At 61.5% G+C, this 17851-nt stretch carries 33 protein-coding genes and 1 tRNA gene; 20 read left to right on the forward strand and 14 right to left on the reverse strand.

The window, feature by feature from the left end; genetic code table 11:
* The first annotated feature begins 1 nt into the window (after position 1).
* From ureC to B9Z43_RS01195, 5 genes are all read left to right on the forward strand, one after another.
* Positions 2–1720, forward strand: a complete 1719-nt coding sequence (ureC, locus tag B9Z43_RS01175; RefSeq protein ID WP_108322335.1) for an urease subunit alpha — start codon at positions 2–4, stop codon at positions 1718–1720.
* 15 nt (positions 1721–1735) lie between these two features.
* Positions 1736–2422: an urease accessory protein UreE gene (gene ureE, locus B9Z43_RS01180; RefSeq protein ID WP_108323048.1), complete on the forward strand. Its 687-nt coding sequence runs from the start codon at positions 1736–1738 to the stop codon at positions 2420–2422.
* Positions 2412–3101 (forward strand): urease accessory protein UreF, encoded by a 690-nt coding sequence (locus B9Z43_RS01185; RefSeq protein ID WP_108322336.1) that lies wholly within the window; start codon positions 2412–2414, stop codon positions 3099–3101. Before ureE ends, B9Z43_RS01185 begins: the two co-directional genes overlap by 11 nt.
* A complete protein-coding gene (gene ureG / locus B9Z43_RS01190) occupies positions 3098–3766 on the forward strand; it encodes an urease accessory protein UreG (protein WP_108322337.1) in 669 nt (222 codons plus the stop codon). The genes B9Z43_RS01185 and ureG overlap by 4 nt, the downstream gene beginning before the upstream one ends.
* Positions 3767–3984: 218 nt before the next feature.
* Positions 3985–4072, forward strand: a tRNA-Ser gene (locus B9Z43_RS01195).
* Between the two features lie 54 nt (positions 4073–4126).
* Here the strand turns inward: B9Z43_RS01195 and B9Z43_RS01200 are convergent.
* The 14 genes from B9Z43_RS01200 to B9Z43_RS01260 form a co-directional block, all read right to left on the reverse strand.
* Positions 4127–5185, reverse strand: coding sequence for a tyrosine-type recombinase/integrase (locus B9Z43_RS01200; protein WP_108322338.1), 1059 nt, complete (start codon positions 5183–5185; stop codon positions 4127–4129).
* An 18-nt stretch (positions 5186–5203) separates the two neighbouring features.
* Entirely contained in the window at positions 5204–5437 is a 234-nt protein-coding gene (locus tag B9Z43_RS01205; protein WP_108322339.1) for a DUF4224 domain-containing protein, read from the reverse strand.
* A gap of 189 nt (positions 5438–5626) precedes the next feature.
* A complete protein-coding gene (locus B9Z43_RS01210; protein WP_108322340.1) occupies positions 5627–6076 on the reverse strand; it encodes a hypothetical protein in 450 nt (149 codons plus the stop codon).
* 12 nt (positions 6077–6088) lie between these two features.
* Positions 6089–6559 (reverse strand): single-stranded DNA-binding protein, encoded by a 471-nt coding sequence (locus B9Z43_RS01215; protein ID WP_108322341.1) that lies wholly within the window; start codon positions 6557–6559, stop codon positions 6089–6091.
* Positions 6553–6762 carry a helix-turn-helix domain-containing protein gene (locus tag B9Z43_RS01220; protein WP_108322342.1) on the reverse strand — a complete coding sequence of 70 codons (210 nt, stop codon included), beginning with the start codon at positions 6760–6762 and terminating at the stop codon, positions 6553–6555. Before B9Z43_RS01220 ends, B9Z43_RS01215 begins: the two co-directional genes overlap by 7 nt.
* 13 nt (positions 6763–6775) lie before the next feature.
* Positions 6776–7207, reverse strand: a complete 432-nt coding sequence (gene dut / locus B9Z43_RS01225) for a dUTP diphosphatase (RefSeq protein WP_108322343.1) — start codon at positions 7205–7207, stop codon at positions 6776–6778.
* On the reverse strand, positions 7204–7395 hold the full coding sequence (locus B9Z43_RS01230; RefSeq protein ID WP_146186067.1) for a hypothetical protein: 192 nt from the start codon (positions 7393–7395) through the stop codon (positions 7204–7206). The genes dut and B9Z43_RS01230 overlap by 4 nt, the downstream gene beginning before the upstream one ends.
* A gap of 9 nt (positions 7396–7404) precedes the next feature.
* Positions 7405–8190: a hypothetical protein gene (locus tag B9Z43_RS01235; RefSeq protein WP_108322345.1), complete on the reverse strand. Its 786-nt coding sequence runs from the start codon at positions 8188–8190 to the stop codon at positions 7405–7407.
* A 3-nt stretch (positions 8191–8193) separates the two neighbouring features.
* Positions 8194–8796, reverse strand: a complete 603-nt coding sequence (locus B9Z43_RS01240; RefSeq protein ID WP_108322346.1) for a hypothetical protein — start codon at positions 8794–8796, stop codon at positions 8194–8196.
* Complete coding sequence (bet, locus tag B9Z43_RS01245) at positions 8793–9701, reverse strand: phage recombination protein Bet (RefSeq protein ID WP_108322347.1); 909 nt, start codon at positions 9699–9701, stop codon at positions 8793–8795. The genes B9Z43_RS01240 and bet overlap by 4 nt, the downstream gene beginning before the upstream one ends.
* 14 nt (positions 9702–9715) lie before the next feature.
* A complete protein-coding gene (locus B9Z43_RS17115; RefSeq protein WP_158270042.1) occupies positions 9716–9868 on the reverse strand; it encodes a hypothetical protein in 153 nt (50 codons plus the stop codon).
* 10 nt (positions 9869–9878) lie between these two features.
* Positions 9879–10121, reverse strand: coding sequence for a hypothetical protein (locus B9Z43_RS01250; RefSeq protein ID WP_108322348.1), 243 nt, complete (start codon positions 10119–10121; stop codon positions 9879–9881).
* Positions 10122–10280: 159 nt separating this feature from the next.
* Positions 10281–10664 carry a hypothetical protein gene (locus B9Z43_RS01255; protein WP_146186068.1) on the reverse strand — a complete coding sequence of 128 codons (384 nt, stop codon included), beginning with the start codon at positions 10662–10664 and terminating at the stop codon, positions 10281–10283.
* 11 nt (positions 10665–10675) lie between these two features.
* Positions 10676–11332 carry an XRE family transcriptional regulator gene (locus tag B9Z43_RS01260; protein WP_233253937.1) on the reverse strand — a complete coding sequence of 219 codons (657 nt, stop codon included), beginning with the start codon at positions 11330–11332 and terminating at the stop codon, positions 10676–10678.
* 125 nt (positions 11333–11457) lie between these two features.
* Between B9Z43_RS01260 and B9Z43_RS01265 the strand changes: the two genes are divergently transcribed.
* The 15 genes from B9Z43_RS01265 to B9Z43_RS01330 all read left to right on the forward strand — a co-directional run bounded on the left by B9Z43_RS01265 (position 11458) and on the right by B9Z43_RS01330 (position 17568).
* Positions 11458–11703 (forward strand): helix-turn-helix domain-containing protein, encoded by a 246-nt coding sequence (locus B9Z43_RS01265; RefSeq protein ID WP_108322350.1) that lies wholly within the window; start codon positions 11458–11460, stop codon positions 11701–11703.
* Entirely contained in the window at positions 11700–12482 is a 783-nt protein-coding gene (locus tag B9Z43_RS01270) for a YdaU family protein (protein WP_108322351.1), read from the forward strand. The genes B9Z43_RS01265 and B9Z43_RS01270 overlap by 4 nt, the downstream gene beginning before the upstream one ends.
* Positions 12466–13296, forward strand: a complete 831-nt coding sequence (locus B9Z43_RS01275; protein WP_233253938.1) for an ATP-binding protein — start codon at positions 12466–12468, stop codon at positions 13294–13296. Before B9Z43_RS01270 ends, B9Z43_RS01275 begins: the two co-directional genes overlap by 17 nt.
* Positions 13296–13505: a hypothetical protein gene (locus tag B9Z43_RS17300; RefSeq protein WP_146186069.1), complete on the forward strand. Its 210-nt coding sequence runs from the start codon at positions 13296–13298 to the stop codon at positions 13503–13505. Before B9Z43_RS01275 ends, B9Z43_RS17300 begins: the two co-directional genes overlap by 1 nt.
* A 354-nt stretch (positions 13506–13859) precedes the next feature.
* Positions 13860–14051, forward strand: a complete 192-nt coding sequence (locus B9Z43_RS01280; protein ID WP_108322352.1) for a hypothetical protein — start codon at positions 13860–13862, stop codon at positions 14049–14051.
* A complete protein-coding gene (locus B9Z43_RS01285; protein WP_108322353.1) occupies positions 14048–14458 on the forward strand; it encodes a recombination protein NinB in 411 nt (136 codons plus the stop codon). The genes B9Z43_RS01280 and B9Z43_RS01285 overlap by 4 nt, the downstream gene beginning before the upstream one ends.
* Positions 14458–14736, forward strand: coding sequence for a hypothetical protein (locus B9Z43_RS01290; RefSeq protein WP_108322354.1), 279 nt, complete (start codon positions 14458–14460; stop codon positions 14734–14736). The genes B9Z43_RS01285 and B9Z43_RS01290 overlap by 1 nt, the downstream gene beginning before the upstream one ends.
* On the forward strand, positions 14733–14930 hold the full coding sequence (locus B9Z43_RS01295) for a hypothetical protein (protein ID WP_108322355.1): 198 nt from the start codon (positions 14733–14735) through the stop codon (positions 14928–14930). Before B9Z43_RS01290 ends, B9Z43_RS01295 begins: the two co-directional genes overlap by 4 nt.
* On the forward strand, positions 14927–15307 hold the full coding sequence (locus B9Z43_RS17305; protein WP_233253939.1) for a hypothetical protein: 381 nt from the start codon (positions 14927–14929) through the stop codon (positions 15305–15307). The genes B9Z43_RS01295 and B9Z43_RS17305 overlap by 4 nt, the downstream gene beginning before the upstream one ends.
* Positions 15304–15699 carry a RusA family crossover junction endodeoxyribonuclease gene (locus B9Z43_RS01305; protein WP_108322356.1) on the forward strand — a complete coding sequence of 132 codons (396 nt, stop codon included), beginning with the start codon at positions 15304–15306 and terminating at the stop codon, positions 15697–15699. Before B9Z43_RS17305 ends, B9Z43_RS01305 begins: the two co-directional genes overlap by 4 nt.
* Positions 15692–15880 carry a conjugal transfer protein TraR gene (locus B9Z43_RS01310; RefSeq protein ID WP_108322357.1) on the forward strand — a complete coding sequence of 63 codons (189 nt, stop codon included), beginning with the start codon at positions 15692–15694 and terminating at the stop codon, positions 15878–15880. Before B9Z43_RS01305 ends, B9Z43_RS01310 begins: the two co-directional genes overlap by 8 nt.
* 11 nt (positions 15881–15891) lie before the next feature.
* On the forward strand, positions 15892–16314 hold the full coding sequence (locus B9Z43_RS01315) for a hypothetical protein (protein ID WP_108322358.1): 423 nt from the start codon (positions 15892–15894) through the stop codon (positions 16312–16314).
* Entirely contained in the window at positions 16308–16679 is a 372-nt protein-coding gene (locus B9Z43_RS01320) for a hypothetical protein (RefSeq protein WP_108322359.1), read from the forward strand. Before B9Z43_RS01315 ends, B9Z43_RS01320 begins: the two co-directional genes overlap by 7 nt.
* Positions 16676–17161, forward strand: a complete 486-nt coding sequence (locus B9Z43_RS01325) for a TIGR02594 family protein (protein ID WP_108322360.1) — start codon at positions 16676–16678, stop codon at positions 17159–17161. The genes B9Z43_RS01320 and B9Z43_RS01325 overlap by 4 nt, the downstream gene beginning before the upstream one ends.
* Entirely contained in the window at positions 17158–17568 is a 411-nt protein-coding gene (locus B9Z43_RS01330) for a hypothetical protein (RefSeq protein ID WP_108322361.1), read from the forward strand. Before B9Z43_RS01325 ends, B9Z43_RS01330 begins: the two co-directional genes overlap by 4 nt.
* The last annotated feature ends 283 nt before the right edge of the window (positions 17569–17851 follow it).

Below are 17851 nucleotides of genomic sequence, written 5' to 3' on the forward strand. Positions count from 1 at the left end.
AATGGCCCACATCGACAAACGCGCTTACGCCGAAATGTTCGGCCCCACCGTGGGCGACCGCGTCCGCCTGGCCGACACGGCCTTGGTCATCGAGGTCGAAAAAGACTTCACGCTGCAAGCCGGAGGTTACGGTGAAGAGGTCAAGTTCGGCGGCGGCAAAACCATCCGAGATGGCATGTCGCAATCGCAGCGCACCAACGCCGAGGGTGCGATGGACTGCGTGTTGACCAACGCGCTCATCATCGACCACTGGGGCATCGTCAAGGCCGACATTGGCCTGCGTGGTAACCGCATTGCCGCCATTGGCAAGGCGGGCAACCCCGACACACAACCGGGTGTCGACATCATCATCGGACCCGGCACCGAGATCATCAGCTGCGAAGGCCTGATCGTCACCGCAGGCGGCATCGACTCGCACATCCATTTCATCGCCCCCCAGCAGATCGACGAGGCGCTGGCCAGCGGCGTGACCACCATGTTGGGTGGCGGCACGGGCCCCGCCACCGGCACCTTCGCCACCACCTGCACACCGGGTCCCTTCAACATCGAACGCATGATGCAGGCGGCCGATGCCTTCCCGATGAACTTGGGCTTTCTGGGCAAGGGCAATGCAGCCCTGCCCGCCGCGCTGCATGAGCAAATCAGTGCGGGCGCGATTGGCTTGAAGCTGCACGAAGACTGGGGCACCACGCCTGCGGCCATCGACAACTGCCTGACCGTGGCAGAAGAAACCGACACACAAGTGGCCATCCACACCGACACGCTCAACGAGTCGGGTTTTGTGGAAGACACCGTGGCCGCCTTCAAGGGCCGCACCATCCACACCTTTCACACCGAAGGCGCGGGCGGCGGGCATGCGCCAGACATCTTGAAAGTGGTGGGCGAGGCCAATGTGTTGCCATCGTCCACCAACCCGACACGGCCCTACACCATCAACACGCTCGACGAGCATGTGGACATGCTGATGGTCTGCCACCACCTGGACCCGGCGATTGCCGAAGACTTGGCCTTTGCCGAGAGCCGCATCCGCAAAGAAACGATTGCGGCCGAAGACATCCTGCACGACCTGGGCGCGATCAGCATGATGAGCAGCGACAGCCAGGCCATGGGCCGGGTGGGCGAGGTCATCATCCGCACCTGGCAGACCGCCCACAAGATGAAGCAGCAGCGCGGCAGCCTGCCGGGCGACACCGACCGCCACGACAACGCCCGCGTCAAACGCTACATCGCCAAGTACACGATCAACCCCGCGATCGCGCACGGCATGAGCCACGAAGTGGGCAGCATCGAAGTGGGCAAATGGGCTGACCTGGTGATCTGGAAGCCTGCCTTCTTCGGCGTCAAACCCGCGCTCATCCTGAAGGGCGGCTTCATCGCGCTGGCCGCCATGGGCGACCCGAACGCGTCCATCCCCACACCACAACCGGTGCACTACCGCCCGATGTTTGGCAGCTTTGGCGGTGCGCTGTCACGGGGCTCGCTGACCTTTGTGTCGCAAGCCGGTTTGCAGGCGGGCATTGGTGCGCGTTACGGTCTGGCCAAAACCTTGTCGGCGGTCAAAAACGTGCGAAACATTGGCAAAAAGCACATGGTCCACAATGACTACGCGCCCCGCATGGAAGTCGATGCTCAAACCTACGCGGTGCGCGCCGACGGTCAGTTGCTGGTGTGCGAACCAGCCACCAGCCTGCCCATGACGCAACGCTACTTTTTGTTCTGAACGCCCATGTCCGCTCTGCTCATTTGCTCCAAACTCATGCCGCAAGGCCGTGGCCTGGCCAGTGTGCTGGTCAAGCGCGCCAGCACCATCACGCTCGACTGGGACACCCGGCAAAAAAGCCGCTTTGACGCCACCGACAACACGGGCCGTAGCCTGGGTGTGTTCTTGCCGCGTGGCACCGTGGTGCGCGGCGGCGACGTGCTGGTGGCCGAAGACGGCTCGCTGGTGCGGGTAGATGCGGCGCCCCAAACTGTGCTGCGCATCACCGTTTGCAGCGAACACGGCTCCCCATTCGACCTGACCCGCGCGGCCTACCACTTGGGCAACCGCCATGTGCCGATCGAGCTCAAACCCGACCACCTGAAGATCGAGCCCGACCATGTGCTGGCCGATATGCTGCGCGCCATGCACATGACGGTGCTGGAGGTGTCTGAGCCCTTCGAGCCTGAAAGTGGTGCATATGGCGATCACGGTGCATCTTCACATGGGCATGGGCATGGGCACAGCCATAAACACGGCCATGCGCATGCGGGCCTTGAACACGCCACCAACAACACGCCGCATGTGCACGGCCCCGACTGCCAGCACGAACATGCGGCCCCAGCAGCCACGCCGGTCGCAGGCAAGCGCATCGCCATCCCGATCCGCTCAGCCCCCGCTGAACCCCATGTGCACGGCCCCGGCTGCGGTCATGACCACTGACACTGCGCCTACAGGCCTGCTGCAACTGATCTGGCTCGCATCGCCTGCGCTGCCCATCGGAGGATTCTCGTATTCCGAAGGTCTGGAGGCCGCCATTGAGCAAGGCCTGGTGCACAACGAAGCCAGCGCCACCGACTGGGTGGTGGACCAACTGCAACTGACGCAGTCACGCGGCGACATGGCGGTCATGGCGCAAGCCATTCCCGCCTGGCAGTGCCACGACACCGCCCGCCTGCAAGCGCTGAACGATTGGGTGATGGCCACCCGCGAAACCGCCGAAATGCGCTTGCAAGCCGAGCAAATGGGCCGCTCCTTGCTCGACTGGCTGCGCAACCTGCAACAAGCCAGCGAAGCCCAACTGCAATGCTGCGCCCAACTGCCCCCCACCTACCCGCTGGCCATGGCGCTGGCTTTGTCTCTGGCAAAGGCTCCGCTGGACCAGGCCCTGCAAGCGGTCGCCTTTGGCTGGGCCGAAAACATGACCCAAGCCGCACTCAAGGCCGTGCCCCTGGGCCAAAGCGCCGGGCAGCGCATGCTGGCGCGATTGACCCGAGAAATCCCTGTGGCGGTGCACACCGCCATTCACTTGAACGACCAAGACCGCCAAGCTTTCAGCCCCATGCTGGCCATCTTGTCTTCTCGTCACGAAACCCAATACTCCCGCATCTTCCGATCATGAACACATCTTTTTCCGCACTGCATCACATCCCCCACCGCACCAAAAAACTGCCACCCCTGCGCGTGGGCATTGGCGGGCCTGTGGGCTCCGGCAAAACCACGCTGCTGGAGATGCTGTGCAAAAACATGCGCGAGCGCTGGGACCTGATCGCCATCACCAACGACATCTACACCAAAGAAGACCAGCGCCTGCTCACCGTGAGCGGGGCTCTGCCCGCCGAGCGCATCATGGGCGTTGAAACCGGCGGTTGCCCGCACACCGCTATCCGCGAAGACGCGTCAATCAACCTCGAAGCGATCGATCGCATGCTCGAGAAGTTTCCCAACGCAGATGTGGTCTTCATCGAGAGCGGCGGCGACAACCTGGCCGCCACCTTCAGCCCGGAACTCTCCGACCTGACCATCTACGTGATCGACGTGGCCGCTGGCGAAAAGATCCCCCGCAAAGGCGGCCCCGGCATCACCAAGAGCGATTTGTTCGTCATCAACAAGACCGACCTGGCCCCGCATGTGGGCGCTGATTTGGAAGTGATGCGGGCCGACACCGACCGGATGCGCCCCAACCCCGAAACGCGCCCTTGGGTCATGACCAACCTGAAAACCCTCGATGGCTTGGCCGAGGTGGTGACCTTCATCGAAAAACGGGGCATGTTGAATACCGCTTGAGTCGGTTTTGGTGGGTAGGACGGTGGGAAGGGGAAAACCTGCGTTTTAACCCGCTACAATCTCACTCCAAGGAAGCGTGGCAGAGTGGTCGATTGCAACGGTCTTGAAAGCTGGTGCATCCAGTGGCAAGCCCTTGAAAATGCAGCACTTTTTTGCGGAGTTTCCGCAACTTGCGGAAATCATTTCCGCATCCCCCCTGGCAGCAGGGGGCAGATTTTGGAAGCGTGGGGGAGTGGTTTAACCCAGCTGTCTTGAAAACAGCCGATGCGAAAGCATCCGTGAGTTCGAATCTCACCGCTTCCGCCAGGAAGAAAAGCGGCCCCTTGATCGGGGCCGTTTTGCATTCCAGGTGCGCCTGGATCATTTCGTGGGCAGCACCGTTTCGCCCACCCGCTGATAAACCGTTCGGGTGATCTGCTTGTCGGTGTGCCCCAGCAGCTTCGATGCGTGCGCCAGATCGGTTTCGCTGGCTGCCTTCGGGCGGATGTCGCGGAATTGGAAGTCGCGGATGTGCGCGGCCAGCCCTTCATCGCCAGCTTCGGCTGCAGCCTTCGCAGCGGCCGCCCTGGCTTCATCGAAGCGCGTGCGCAGCGTCCATTTATTCAGCGGTGCGCCACCAGGCGTGGCCACCAGGAACAGCGTGGCCACCTTGCGGCCCCTGATGCGATCCACCAGCAGGCCCAGCTGGGTGCGCCCGCCTTCTGGATCATCCAGCAGGATGCGCAGCTTTTTCTTCGTTTTGTTCTGCTGCAATTCCAGGGCGCCATCCTTCAGATCGGCCATGCGCATCTTCAGCACATCGGCCGGGCGCTGGCCGGTTAGGTAATTCAAGTCCATGGCATCCTGCAATTCCTGGCAGGCGGCCTTATACACAGCGGCCCACACTACGTCATCGGCGTAATAATCGCGGGGCGTTTCCTTGTTCTTGCGCACGCCCTTGACCGGGTTTTCCTTCGCAGTGAAGCCCCATTCGCGGGCCATATTCCACACATGCGAAAGCAGCGTGATTTCCCGATTCGCGCGCACCGGCGCCACCTTCCCGCGCTGGTCGCGGTACTGCGCAATGATCTGCGGCGTGATCGAATCGATGGGGGCGGAATCGAATACCTTGCGCAGAAATTTCAGGCTGCCCAGGTTGTCGCGCTGGGTGGCCGGTGCCTTCGCCGGGATGATTTCCTTTTCGTATCGGTCGAAGATGAAGCGCAGCAAGCCAGTGTCGGCCGGGATCGCCTTGCATTCCAGTTCGGCCCAGCGGCGCTTCGCATCATTCAGATCGTGCCCCAGGGGGATTTCCACGCGCGTGCCATCTTCACGCCGGCCGGCGTAATAGAACGATTCCCACACCTTCCCGGATTTCAGCGTGCGCTTGCGGCGCAGCATCCTGGGGGGCAGATCGCGGTTTGTGGTTTTGGGGCGCATGGTGCTGACGTTACCCGATCATTGAAGGACGGAAAAGTCCGGCTGCCAGGCAGGCTGGGCACCGCCGGTGGCTGTGGGCTGCACGCCAGCCAGGCGCATGCGGGCGAACCAGCGGCCCACGATCGGGCGCCTGGCCGCGTTCAGCACGTACTTCCAGCCATTGGCATCCAGCCATTCCTTCTGGCTGCCTGGGTGCTTGTAGCCGGTGATTTCGGCCAGTTCTTCGGCCGTGAGAAATTCAGATTCAGGCATGGGTGCTTCCCCCTGTGTTTTTGTTCGTAATGGCCGTTCCCAGGATTTGGCGCTTTTCACTTGCGGCCGGCCGCGCCTTTACCTGATGGCGATGCTGTGAATCACGGCGGGCAGCATCGCCCAGGCATCCTGGGCTTGTTCCCTGGTGGCGATCCCAAGGTGAAAGGAGGGCCAGCCCCGCTGCTTTCATCACTGCTGGGCTTCCCCGCCGAAGTCCAGCTGCGGCTGCGGCCGGGCATTCACGTGAATTTCATCGGTCACGTATTCAGCCAGGATGGCCACTTCATCGCGCAGCGGCATGAAGCTGGCCGTGAAGGTCAGTTCGATCTGCCCGCCATCCTTCGGCACGATCTTGAACTTCCGCAGCTTCACGCCGGTGAAGGTTTTTTCCAGCAGGTGCAGATCGCAGTTTTCGATTTCATTGGTGAAGCCGATCGGTTCCACCATCATCGGGCGGGCGATCACTTCATCCGTGAAAAGGAAATCGCGCAGCTGGGGATCGAAGAATGCGCACAGGGCTGCATCAGTGCGGCCGCAGAATTTCACATCCACCGCCAGCGCCTTGTCATCATCCGGGCCTTCCTTGCGGATGTTCAGGTGCTTGATTTCGGCCAGGCCATCGAAAAGGAATTCATTCATCACGGCCCCCGATCAAAAAGGTATGTCATCCGACATATCGTCGAAGCCGCTGCCCTGGGGCTGCTGCTGCGGTGCCTGGCGCTGCTGGCGCTGGCGCTGGGGCTGCTGCTGGCGCTGGCGCTGGGGCTGCTGCTGGCGCTGGCCATCGCCTTCGGGGCGGCCGCCCAGCATCTTCATTTCATCGGCGCGGATTTCGGTGGAATACCTTTCGATGCCATCCTTGTCCGTCCATTTCCGGGTGGTGATCTTGCCGCGCACAAACACCAGGCTGCCCTTCTGCAGATACTGGCCGGCGATTTCAGCCAGGCGGCCGAAGGTATTGATCCGGTGCCATTCGGTGGCTTCCTTCACTTCGCCAGTGCCCTTGTCCTTCCACTTTTCGGTGGTGGCGATCGAAAAATTCGTCACCGCTTCGCCGCTGGGCAGATAACGGGTTTCAGGATCACGGCCCAGGTGGCCGATGATTTGCGCTTGATTCAGCATGCTGCTGTCCTTTCCTTCAGGTGGTATTCCGCCACGGTCTTGCCGTTGGGCAGGTTCTTGTTTTTGGTTTCGATCGGGTGGCCGGCCTTGCGCAGATCATTGATCCTGGATGCAAGGCGGAAGCACCCGCAGCCATGCAAGGCATCCATTTGCGTGATGGGGCCGCGCTTCAGCGCGTCAAGAATCCACTGTGCTTGCGTCATTGCCGGCCCCCTTTCAGCTGCCAGTGCTGCCGAAGCCAGCAGCACCGCGTGCGGTTTCTTCCAGATCGGTGGCTTCGATCAATTCCACCGAAGGCACCGGGATCACCATCGCCTGGGCGATGCGATCGCCGGCTTCCACGCCGAAGGCCAGCGGGCTGTCATTGATCAGCTTCACGGCCACTTCGCCACGGTAATCGCTGTCGATCACGCCCACGGAATTCACCAGGCGCACTGAGTTCTTGAAACCGTGGCCGCTGCGGCTGTAGATCAGCATCACGTGGCCGGCCGGCACTTCGAAGGCCAGGCCAGTGCGGCACGCCAGGGTGCCACCGTGGGCCAGCACTTCACCGCCTTCGATCGCCTGCAGATCGAAGCAGGCGGCGCCACTGGTCGCGTGCTGTGGCAGCACTGCTGCTGGATGCAGCTTTTTCACTTTCACCTTCATGCTGTGTCCTTTCGATAGAGGTGCGGGAGGGATTCGCGGGCTTCGGCCGTGGTCGCATCGATTTCTGCGATCAGGGCCAGATACTTGGGGTCGCGGGGGCCGCGCACGCCATCGGCCATGCGCAGGTGGAAGGCTTTCGCCCCCGCTTTCTTCAGGCGGTCGCTGATGTGCTGGGGAAGCAGTGCCATGGCCATCCCTTATGCGGCGCGGGCGGCGATGCTGCGTTCTTCCTTCGCCATCACGCCAGGGAAAAGCTCGCCAGCCTTTTTGAAAGCACGCGCCTGGGCGCCCAGGAATTTCGTGTCGGCCTGCAAGCATTCGATGGGTGCGGCGCCGGCGGCCACCGCCTTCACCAGCGCCAGCAGATCGACCACTTCGGCGCTGTAGGTCATGCGGCCGCTGATGCCGGCCACCTTCGCTGGCGCTTCCACCACCGGGGCCACGGTCATCACATTGGCAGTCATGGCAGCCATTTCGGCCTGGGCCTGGGCGGCCTGCGCTTCCTGGATGGCCTTCGCTGCGGCGGCCTGATCACCAGCTGCTGCTGCAGCCTGGGCTTCCGCTTCCGCGCGGCGGGCGGCTTCCTGGGCTTCACGTTCCTGCTGTGCCAGGCGTTCCCGTTCCGCGCGGGCTTCGGCTTCAGCCTGGGCGCGCGCGGCGGCTGCCAGGCGTTCCTGTTCGCTGGTGTATGCCACCATCGACCGCTTCAGGGTGGCTTCGGCTTTGTCCAGGTATTCCTTCGGGGCGCGGAAAAGATCATTCACCGCTTTCACCGCCTGATTCAGTGGGCCGGTGATGCTGGTGCGCTTTTCTTCCACTTCCTTCTGCAGCGCCTTCACCCGCTTCAGGTCATCGCTGGCCAGTTCGAACATCGTGGGGCTGTCGATCACGTAATCGGTGGCATCGGCCAGGGCTTTCTGCGCGCTGGTGGCCAGCACCAGGGCGGCGCTGGCGTCATAGGTGATGGTGTCGTGTGTGTTCATGGATCAATCCTTCAGATTCGGGGTGATGGAATGGCGCGCACACCATGTGCGCACCGTGAGCAGGGAGCAGAAAAGCGGCCAATCGGTGGGATCGCTGTATTCCTGGGCGTGATACGTTCCGTCAGCCTTCAGCTGCACGGCCATGCGCTTCACGGCAGTGAATTCAGGGGGCAGCGCCTTTTCGTATGCGGCCAGCTGGGGGCCAACGCTGGGGTAAAGCTGGGCGCTGGATTTAATGTCCAGCACCGTGTTCATCCCGCGCACCAGGCCGAAGCGATCCAGCGTTCCGGCGTACCGCAGCACCGGGTGATAAACCGGCGATTCGATCAGCTGCCACTGCACTGCATGGTCGGCGCTGAATTTGCGCCAGGCCGCCAGATACGGCACCAGGGCCGCATCCAGGGTGGATTCATCCAGCTGGCCAAGATCATCCAATTCGCACGCCAGATGCACCGCTGTGCCGAAATCAGCCGCAGCTGCCAGCACCTGGGGCGGCACCGCGCTGAAGTCCGTGATGGCCTTCAGAATGGTGGTCACGCCAGGCACCAGCTGCCCGTTGAATCGATAGGTGTGCGATTCGGCGTCGAAGGTCAGGCCAGCATTCATGCCAGGGCATCCTTCAGTGCCACGAAGCCATCCCTGGTCAAGCCATCCAGCGTGTCGCCGGCATCAAGGCCAGCGGCTTCGCGCGCCTGGGCGATGGTCATGCCAGCGCCTGCGATCTTTTTGGTGATGAAGGCGATTTCGCCCACGGTGGCGGCCGTGCCATTCGCTGCTGGCGCAGCCTGGCGCTGTGCCGGCTGGGCATCGGTGGCTTCAGCTGCCTGGGGGGCGGGCTTGCGCTGCGGCGTGGCCACGGCGGGCTTGCGGCCCACCACTTCGCCAGTGCTGCCATCGATCACGAATTCGTCATCGTTCAGCGCCTTGCCGGCCATTTCGTCGGCGGTGGGTTCGCTGCCGATTTCCGGGAATGCCTTGCGCAGCGCCTGGGCTTCCGCGCACTTTGCGATCTGGCCATAAGGGCGCTTCGACCACATGGCATTCGGAGCGATGGATTTATCCTTGCCGCCCTTCACCGCATAGTTTTCCTTCCAGAATTCCTTCGCGGTGAATTCAGCCACTTCGCCAGTGGGCAGGCGGCGCTTCACGGTCACGCGGCACCAGGCCGGGAAAGTGATCTGCTGGCCACCGATCGATTCGGTCACATCCGGCCCGAATTCCGGTTCGGTCACGCCGATGCAGCCGGTGCGCGCTGCCTGGGTGCGATACAGGCCGATGCCAGGCATCACCACATCGCGCATGCCCTGCAGCTTGCCATCCCACATGGGCACGATATGCACCGGCTTCTGCATGGGATCAAGGCCGGCGGCCTTGCAATAGGACAGCACCATCTTGATCGATTCCACGGCCGCGCCGGGGTACAGGCTGGACTGCAGCACCTGCAGCAGTTCGCCTTCGGTCATGGCCAGGGCCGGCAGGCCGGCAGATTCTTGTTTCGTGATCGCGTTCATGGTGGTGATGCCTTTCAGTGAGTGCGGGCGGATTCAATGGCAGCGCGCAGGGCGGGGCCGGCGGCTTCGATCTGGAAGCAGCAGCCACCCCAGCGGATGAAGCCATTCGGGAAAACGTGGCCGGTGCGGCCATCGAAGCGGAAGCAGTAAAGGGTGGGCACGTGCATGGCTGGCCCCTTACTTGCCGCAGGTGGTGGATTCGGTGGCGCTGGCCAGCTGCACTGCCTGGGGCTGCACTGCCTGGGGCTGCTGGGCCTTCGCGGCGGCTTCCATGGCCACGGCATCTTCGTAATCCATGCGGCCCACGATTCCATAAGCCAGGATGAAAAGAGCCAGGAAGCCGGCGGTTTTGAGTGCTTCAGGGATGCGGCGCTGCCCGTTCAAGCTGGCGCGGCGCTGGGTGGTGTGTGCATCAGTCATTTCTGGCCCCTTCGTAAAGAAATATCGATGGGTGAAGTATAGATAACTATCCATACATCGGCAAGAAAAATATACGACGATGCAAAAAAAATTTAGATGACTAGCCGAGAAGGCGAAAAAAAAGCCCGCCGAAGCGGGCTGTGGTGCTGCCTGGTGCTGCTATTCAGGGAATAGGCTGCGGGCCTTTGCTACATCGAAAGAGGGCGGCGTCTGTGGTGGCTTAACCTGTGGCGCGGCCATCCTTTGTTGCGCCCTGGCTGCCGGGCCGTTGCTGGCATAAGCCGCCCACGTGGTGCCTTCCTGGCGGATTTCCCAAAGGCCGCCATTCACCAAGCCGGGGCCGCCTTGATTGAAGCCGCACAGCAGAAACCACTGCTGGCCATCCAGTTGCTTCGGCGCCAAGCATTTTTTCGACCCGGCCTGATCGGGGAAGGCTGTGATGTACCCATATTCCAGCTGTTCCGCTGCCTGGCCCACGTATGAAGGCGCCCCCGATCCGCATCCAGCCAGTGCCGCAGCCATCACTGCGATGATCCTTTTCATGGCCATCCCCTTCACATTCCGTGGCCATTCCAGGCCCACACTACCCGGCCAATCACAGCCACTTCGTGGTCACCATTCAGCACATCCACCGTTTTGTGCGTGGGGTTATCGCTGCTGACTTCGAAAAGGCCATCCATGCGCTGGCGCACCCGCTTCACGAAAAGCCGTTCGTGGGCGCGCAGCACATAAATCCCGTCGATCTTCACTTCCTTGATGCCGGTATCGACCAGCAGCACATCCCCGCTGTTCAGGGTGGGGGCCATGCTGTCCCCGTAAGCATGAATGAAGCGCAGCGCATCCGTGCGAGTGGGATGCACCTGATCCGTCACGAATTTTGTGGTCAGCGTGATCTGGCCAGTCATCACATCGCCATCGATGCTGTCGGTGCCGATCCCCATGCTGGCTTCATTCGCCAGCATGGGAACACGGATTCCTTCGGCGGCATTGCCTGACGAAATTTCCAGGGCGGCCACGATTTTGGCCTGCACATCCGCCGGCACTGGGTGCCCGGTCGCCAGGCTGATGTCGATCACCTGGCCCATGTTCGGATTGTGCCGATCGTGTTCCCACGCCCACACATTCCCTTTCGTCACTTCGATTTCGTTCGCCAGGGCTTCCTGGCTGCGCCCCCATTTCGCGCGGGCATCTTTTACCCATTTTCCAAACATGGCGCACCACCCTTTCTGTATCTGAACGGACATCGTATAGAAAAACTAGCCGAATGTCGTATAAAATACTTGCCGCCACACGGCTAGAAATATATACTGCGGCTGATACATGGAGATTCAATGCGATGAACGAAAAAAATCCTTTAGAGCAGGCCATCCGATCCGCTGGATCGATCAACAAGCTGGCCATGGTGCTGGGCGTATCAAAAGGGGCGGTGTGGCAGTGGGGGCTTCCTGGCCGCCAGGTGCCGGCTGAACACTGCCCAGCGATCGAACGCATCACTGGCGGCATGGTGCGCTGCGAACAGCTGCGGCCTGACGTTGATTGGGCGTATCTTCGCATCCCATCACAGGAAGGTGCGGCCGCATGAATTACTACCCCTTCCACGTGGGCGACTACCTGACGCACACGGCGCACCTTTCACCGCTGGAAGACATCGCATACCGCCGGCTGCTGGACTTGTATTACATCAGCGAAGAAATGCTGCCAGCCGATCCTGCTGCATGCGCCAGGAAGATCAGGATGCGCGAATACCAGGCAGAGGTGCAGCAGGTGCTGGAAGAATTTTTCGAGCCTTGCGCAGAGGGCTGGCGCAGCCGCCGGTGCGATGAAGAAATCGCTGCCATGCGCGAAAAGCAGGAAAAGGCCAGGGCATCCGCTGCAGCATCGGTGGCCGCACGCAGAGCGAAAGCGGAGCCAGCGCAGACCGACCGCAAAGCGACCGATGAACGAACGCTGAACGAACGCTCAACGGATGTTCAGCTACCAACACCAACACCAATACCAACACCATGTTCTGAATCTAAAGATTCAGACCGCAAGCCCGGCAAGCGGGCTGCCATCGATAAGCCCGAAGGGATCACCCAGGAAGTGTGGGATGGATTCCTGGCTATCAGGAAAGCAAAGAAGGCGCCCCTTACTGCAGCCGCCCTGGAAGGCATCAAGCGTGAAGCCACGAAGGCCGGCATCGATCTGCAGGAAGCACTGCAGGTGTGCTGCACCAGGGGCTGGCAAGGCTTCAACGCTGAATGGATAGGTGGCAGCACCCAGGCAGCTGCCGGCAAGGCACCAGCCCGCACCAGCCGCCATTCCGGCTTCGAAAAAATCAACTACCGCGAAGGGATCAACGCCGATGGCACATTCGCATGAAACCACCGCCCGCAAGGTGGGCGACATCCTGGGCAAAGGCCCGATGATGCAGGGGCTGGGCGTGCGCACCGAGGCGTGCGAAAAGCACGGCGAATTCGAAAGCACTGGCAGCCGCTTCCTGGGCACCCGCGAAATCTGGACAGGATGCCCTGCATGCGCAGCGGAAGAAAAGGCAGCAGCCCGCGAAGCTGAAGCCCAGCGCCAGGCAGAAGCCCAGCGCGCACGCATCGAAAAGATGATCAGCCGCGCCGCAGTGCCCACCCGATTCATCGGCCGCACCTTCGCCAATTTCAAAGCCACCACCGAAGGCCAGGAACATGCCCTGGAAGTGGCGGTTGAATTCGCTGAAGCCTTCCATGAAAAGCACAAGCGTGGCCTGGGCCTGGTCTTTTCCGGCATGCCTGGCACCGGCAAAAGCCACCTGGCTGCAGCCATCCTTCAGTCGATCCTGGACAAGCACAGCGGCCTTTACACCACGGCCATGGGCCTGATCCGCATGGTGCGCGCCACCTGGCACCGCGAAAGCGATCGCACGGAAGAAGAAGTGCTGGCCATGCTGGCTTCGGTCGATCTGCTGGTGATCGATGAAATCGGCGTGCAGTACGGCACCGAGGGCGAACAAACGATCCTTTTCGAAGTGCTTGATCGCCGGTATTGCGACATGAAGCCCACCATCCTGCTGACGAATCAGGGGAAGGATGGATTCCGCGATTACATCGGCGCGCGCAGCTTCGACCGCCTGACGGAAACCGCCCGCTGGGTTTCTTTCGATTGGGCCAGCTACCGCCTGCAGGCACGGAAGGACGCAGCCTGATGCCAGTGATCGATCACCCCATTCATCCTTCCACGGTGAAGGGCGCCGACCATCGGTATGGCTGCTGGAATCTGCCGAAGGAATTGAATCACAGCATGAGCAATCGTTGCCGGTACGACATGAGCGTGACCGACCCGAATTGCAGCGGCTGCATGCACCGTGGCGAGGGCGAGGAATACGAAGCCCAGGTGCGAAAGGCAGGGGCATGACATGCGCGAATGTGCCCAGCTTGGAATCTGCCACGACAAGCCGATCCGATGCGCCGGCTGCCCATTGCCCAGCCTGCGCGGAAGCAGCGAAGCGCCCGCATTCGGGGGCGTATCACCTGGGGTGCCTGGAATGCTGTGCGCGCCTGGTGCTATCGACACACCCCAGCAAGCCGCACGCGGAAGCGATGCTGGCATCGATCGATCACTTTCGGCGCCGGTGGAATCGGGAAGCACCTGGCCGGGCCGAGATTTTGGAGTGCGTGCGCCTTACCCTGGCGAAACGCACCTGTCCTGGGAAGAAGTGATGGAAGCGGTGCGCCGGGGGCTGCTGCCGAATACATGCGAGGCCACCCGATGAAAAGCCATTACTGCAAAGCCGAACGCAGCTTCATTGCCTATGAGGGCGAATGCAACTGGTGCGGCGAAAAGGAAGCGCCGGTGCCGGATAAGCAGCTGGTGCGCGAATTCTTCAGCCCGCTGCAGCACCGCCGGCTGGTGAATCTTTTCCAGGCGCTGAATGGCCTGGCGAACTGGTGGCGGAAATGAGCGACAAGCGCGTTTTCATCCTGGCCCACGATGTGGCCCGCCACAACGCGATCGAAGCGGTGAAGGCGGCCCCGGCCGGCTATGCCGTGACCGTGCGCGAAGTGAATCGCACCCTGGAACAGAACGCGGCGCAGTGGCCGATCCTGGAAGCCTTCAGCCAGCAGCTGCAGTGGCCAGTGAATGGCCAGATGGTGCAGCTGGAAGCCGAGGAATGGAAGGACATCCTGACCGCTGCTTTTCACCAGGAAACCGCCCGCCTGGCCATGGGCCTGAATGGCGGGGTGGTGATGCTGGGCCAGCGCACCAGCCAATTCGGGAAAAAGCGATTCAGCGAGTGGATGGAATTCCTGCACGCGGTGGCAGCCCAGCGCGGCGTGGTGATCTACCCGGAAGAAAGGCGCGCCTGATGCAGAGCAAGAACAAGCGGCCGCCCACCGTGGCAGAGCGCCGGCACATCGAAGCAGTGAAGGCGCTGCCGTGTTCCGTGTGCGATGCGAACGGCCCCTGCGATGCCCACGAAATCAAGCAAGGCCAATGGTTCAGCGCAGTGGCGCTGTGCAAGGAATGCCACCAGGGGCCGCTGATGGGATGGCATGGCCAGAAGCGCGCCTGGGCGATTCGAAAAATGGATGAATTGGATGCGCTGGCCGTGACGGTGCGGCGCCTTTTTGAAAGCAAGCGATGAACGTGAAAACAGAAAACAGAGCGCCGGCCCGCGTGGCAAAAGTGAAGCGCGCAATTCAGAAATATCCCCAGCCGGAACGCCAGGGCGAATACATGCGCAGGAACATGCGCCACCTGGCGAAGTGGATGCTGATCACGATCGGCGTGCTGATGGGCACCGTGGCCGTAGCGATGATCCAGGATGTGGTGGCATGAGCAGCGATCTGATCGAAACCCTAGAAGTGGAAAACCGGATGCTGCGCGCCCGCATTGCGCGCCTGGATCGTGAAGCTGCCGATCGCCAGGGAATGGCGCGTCCCACCATGGTGGCCCTGCAGGTGGTGGATCACCCGGACGAGGTGAAGGCGCCATCCGCCATGGAATCTGCGCTGGCGCTTGCCACCGGGATCGAAGCCAAGGTGTGCGCCGACATCGCCGCGCGCCAGCTGCTGGGGATCGGCAAATATGGCGTCACGGTGCAGGAAAACCCGCTGCCACTGCGCCAGTGGCTGCAGCACGCCTATGAAGAATGTCTGGATCAGGCGGTGTATCTGCGCCGCGCGATGCAGGAAATCGATAAGGGCCAGGCATGAATCTGACGCTGCCCTGGCCTCCTTCCGCGAATACCTACTGGCGCCACCCCACGAAGGGGAAGCTGGCCGGCCGCCACCTGATCAGCGAAAAGGGCCGCGCCTATCGGGAAGCGGTTGCATGGAATGTGAAGGCCCAGCTGGGGGCGATCAAGCCCACCGCGAAGCGCCTGGCCGTTGAAATCGAAGTGTTTGTGCCCGATCGCCGCCGGCGTGATCTGGACAACTTGCACAAGGGGCTGCTGGACAGCCTTACGCATGCAGGCGTGTGGGCCGATGACAGCCAGATCGATGATCTGCGCATCCGCCGGGCACGCGATGAAAACGGCGATTTGATCATCGCCGGCATGGTGAAGGTGGCGATCACCGAAGAAGAAGGAAATGGGAATGGATGACGCAGACAAGGCGGATGGCTTGATCGCCGCCCGCGAAAAGGAAGCACTGGCCGCTGCCCAGCGTGCCGTGGCCGATATGCCGCAAGGGGTGCCAGGGGAATGTGAATTGTGCGGCGAGGAATCGCCACGCCTGGTGCGCGGTGTGTGCGCCCGGTGCCGAGACAAGCACAAGCTGAAATAAAGGGGGAATGGATGCTGAACGATCTGCCGGAAAGTGTGCGCGAAATCGCGGAAGTCATCGGGCGCGAAGATGCGCTGCGGCTGGTCGGGCAGCTGCCCACCTGCTATGCGGGGAACGATGGGAAGAAATCGAACCGCGTGATCATGTATGTGCCGAAGCGGCTTTCACCGGATCACAAGCTGGTGGAAATCCTGGGCTGGAATGTGGCCATGAAGCTGGTGCGCCACTTCGGCGGGGAAATCCTGCAGCCGGCCAACTGCCGGAAGATTTATTCCCGTTACCGCGATGAAGCGATTCTGAAGATGCTGCACGCTGGCGCCAGGCCATCGATGGTCGCCGATCTGCTGGGTGTGTCGGAAAGGCACGTGCGCAATCTGGCGCGAGAAAACCCACAAGAGGAAAACCCACACATGGACGGGAAGAATCCATGCTGATCGCAATTTTCCAGGAAAAGAAAAGCATGGACGAATCAGCAGCCGGCAGCATTGCCGAATGGGTAAAACTGATTGGCGCGACCGGAATCGGCGGCCTGGTGATGGCCTTTTTTGCGAAATTTGCATTCCGCAAGATGATCGAGGAAGGCACAGCAGCGCAGCGCGCCGGTGGGGAAACCGACATCATCGAACAGCTGCGGGCCGAAGTGGATCGCATGGGCCGGATCAATGACACCCTATCCGGGAAGGTGGCCGAATTACAAGAACAGATCATCAAGCTGCGCAGCGAGAACGCCGAATTGAAGGCGGAAATCCAGGCGCTGAATTACCAGATCAAAAGCCTGAATCCTGTGGGGAAGCAATGATCAGCCCGCCCTGGATCACCGAGGCCCGCGCGCAGATCGGTGTGCGCGAAATCAAGGGGCCAAAGCACGAACCAAAGATTCTGGCCTGGTGGAAGGCTATCAAGCGTGGCGGTATCAAGGATGACGAAACGCCCTGGTGCGCAGCCTTCGTGGGCGGATGCCTGGAAGCGGTGGGCATCACCAGCAGCCGCTTCGAATCGGCCAAGTCTTACGAATCCTGGGGAAGCCCGCTTTCCGCGCCGGTGTATGGCTGCATCGTGGTTTTCACCCGCGATGGCGGTGGCCACGTGGGCTTCGTGGTGGGCCAGGACAAAGCCGGCAATTTGATGGTGCTGGGCGGAAATCAAGGGGATGCCGTGAATGTGAAGGCATTCCAGCGCAGCCGGGTGACAGCTTACCGCTGGCCCCTGGGTGTGCCCGCCGATGTAGGGGCGCCACTGCCCCTGCTGGCTGCTGCAGAACTTTCCACAAGCGAGGCATGACCATGATCCTGGAATTCATCCGCAAGCACTGGCCCGCGATCGCGGCCTTCCTGGTGATGCTGGCCCTGGTGTGCTGGGCATACCTGCAAGGCCAGGCAACTGGCAAGGCAGAGCGATCCGCCTATTACGAAGCAGTCCTGGCAGAGCGTGACCGGGCATCAGCCCAGGCGCTGCCCGATGTGCTGGCATCCACACATGCCCAGGCCCAGGAAGCCATGGCTGCCGAGCGTGCCCACCTGGAAGCACAGGGCAATACGGAAAAGCAATTCAAGATCATCACCCAAACCGTGAAGGAATACATCCATGCGACACCTGATATGGATCGCTGTGGCCTTGATGCTATCGGCTTGCGCTACTGGAACGGCGCCAACCGTGGTGGCCTTACAGCCCCAGCCAGTAATCCCTGAAGCATTCCTGGTGCAGTGTGAAGCATTGCCTGATGCACAGGATGGGAAGCTGCCCACCTTGATGCAGAACCACATCGAAGTGGCCAGGCTTTACCACGCATGCGCACAGCGCCATGGTGATCTGGTGGGTGTGATACGCAGCACGCAGGGTGCCCGGTGATGGCCACCCCCGGTGCAAAGGTACTTCCGAAGGGGGTGGGGCATGCGGGCGCAAGGCGGCCGCGTGGTTTCATTTGTGAGTGCCCCGCATTTTCCGTTTCGTTTCATAACTGGAAGTTATAAA

The organism is Limnohabitans sp. MMS-10A-192 (assembly GCF_003063335.1).
Classification (GTDB): domain Bacteria; phylum Pseudomonadota; class Gammaproteobacteria; order Burkholderiales; family Burkholderiaceae_C; genus Limnohabitans_A.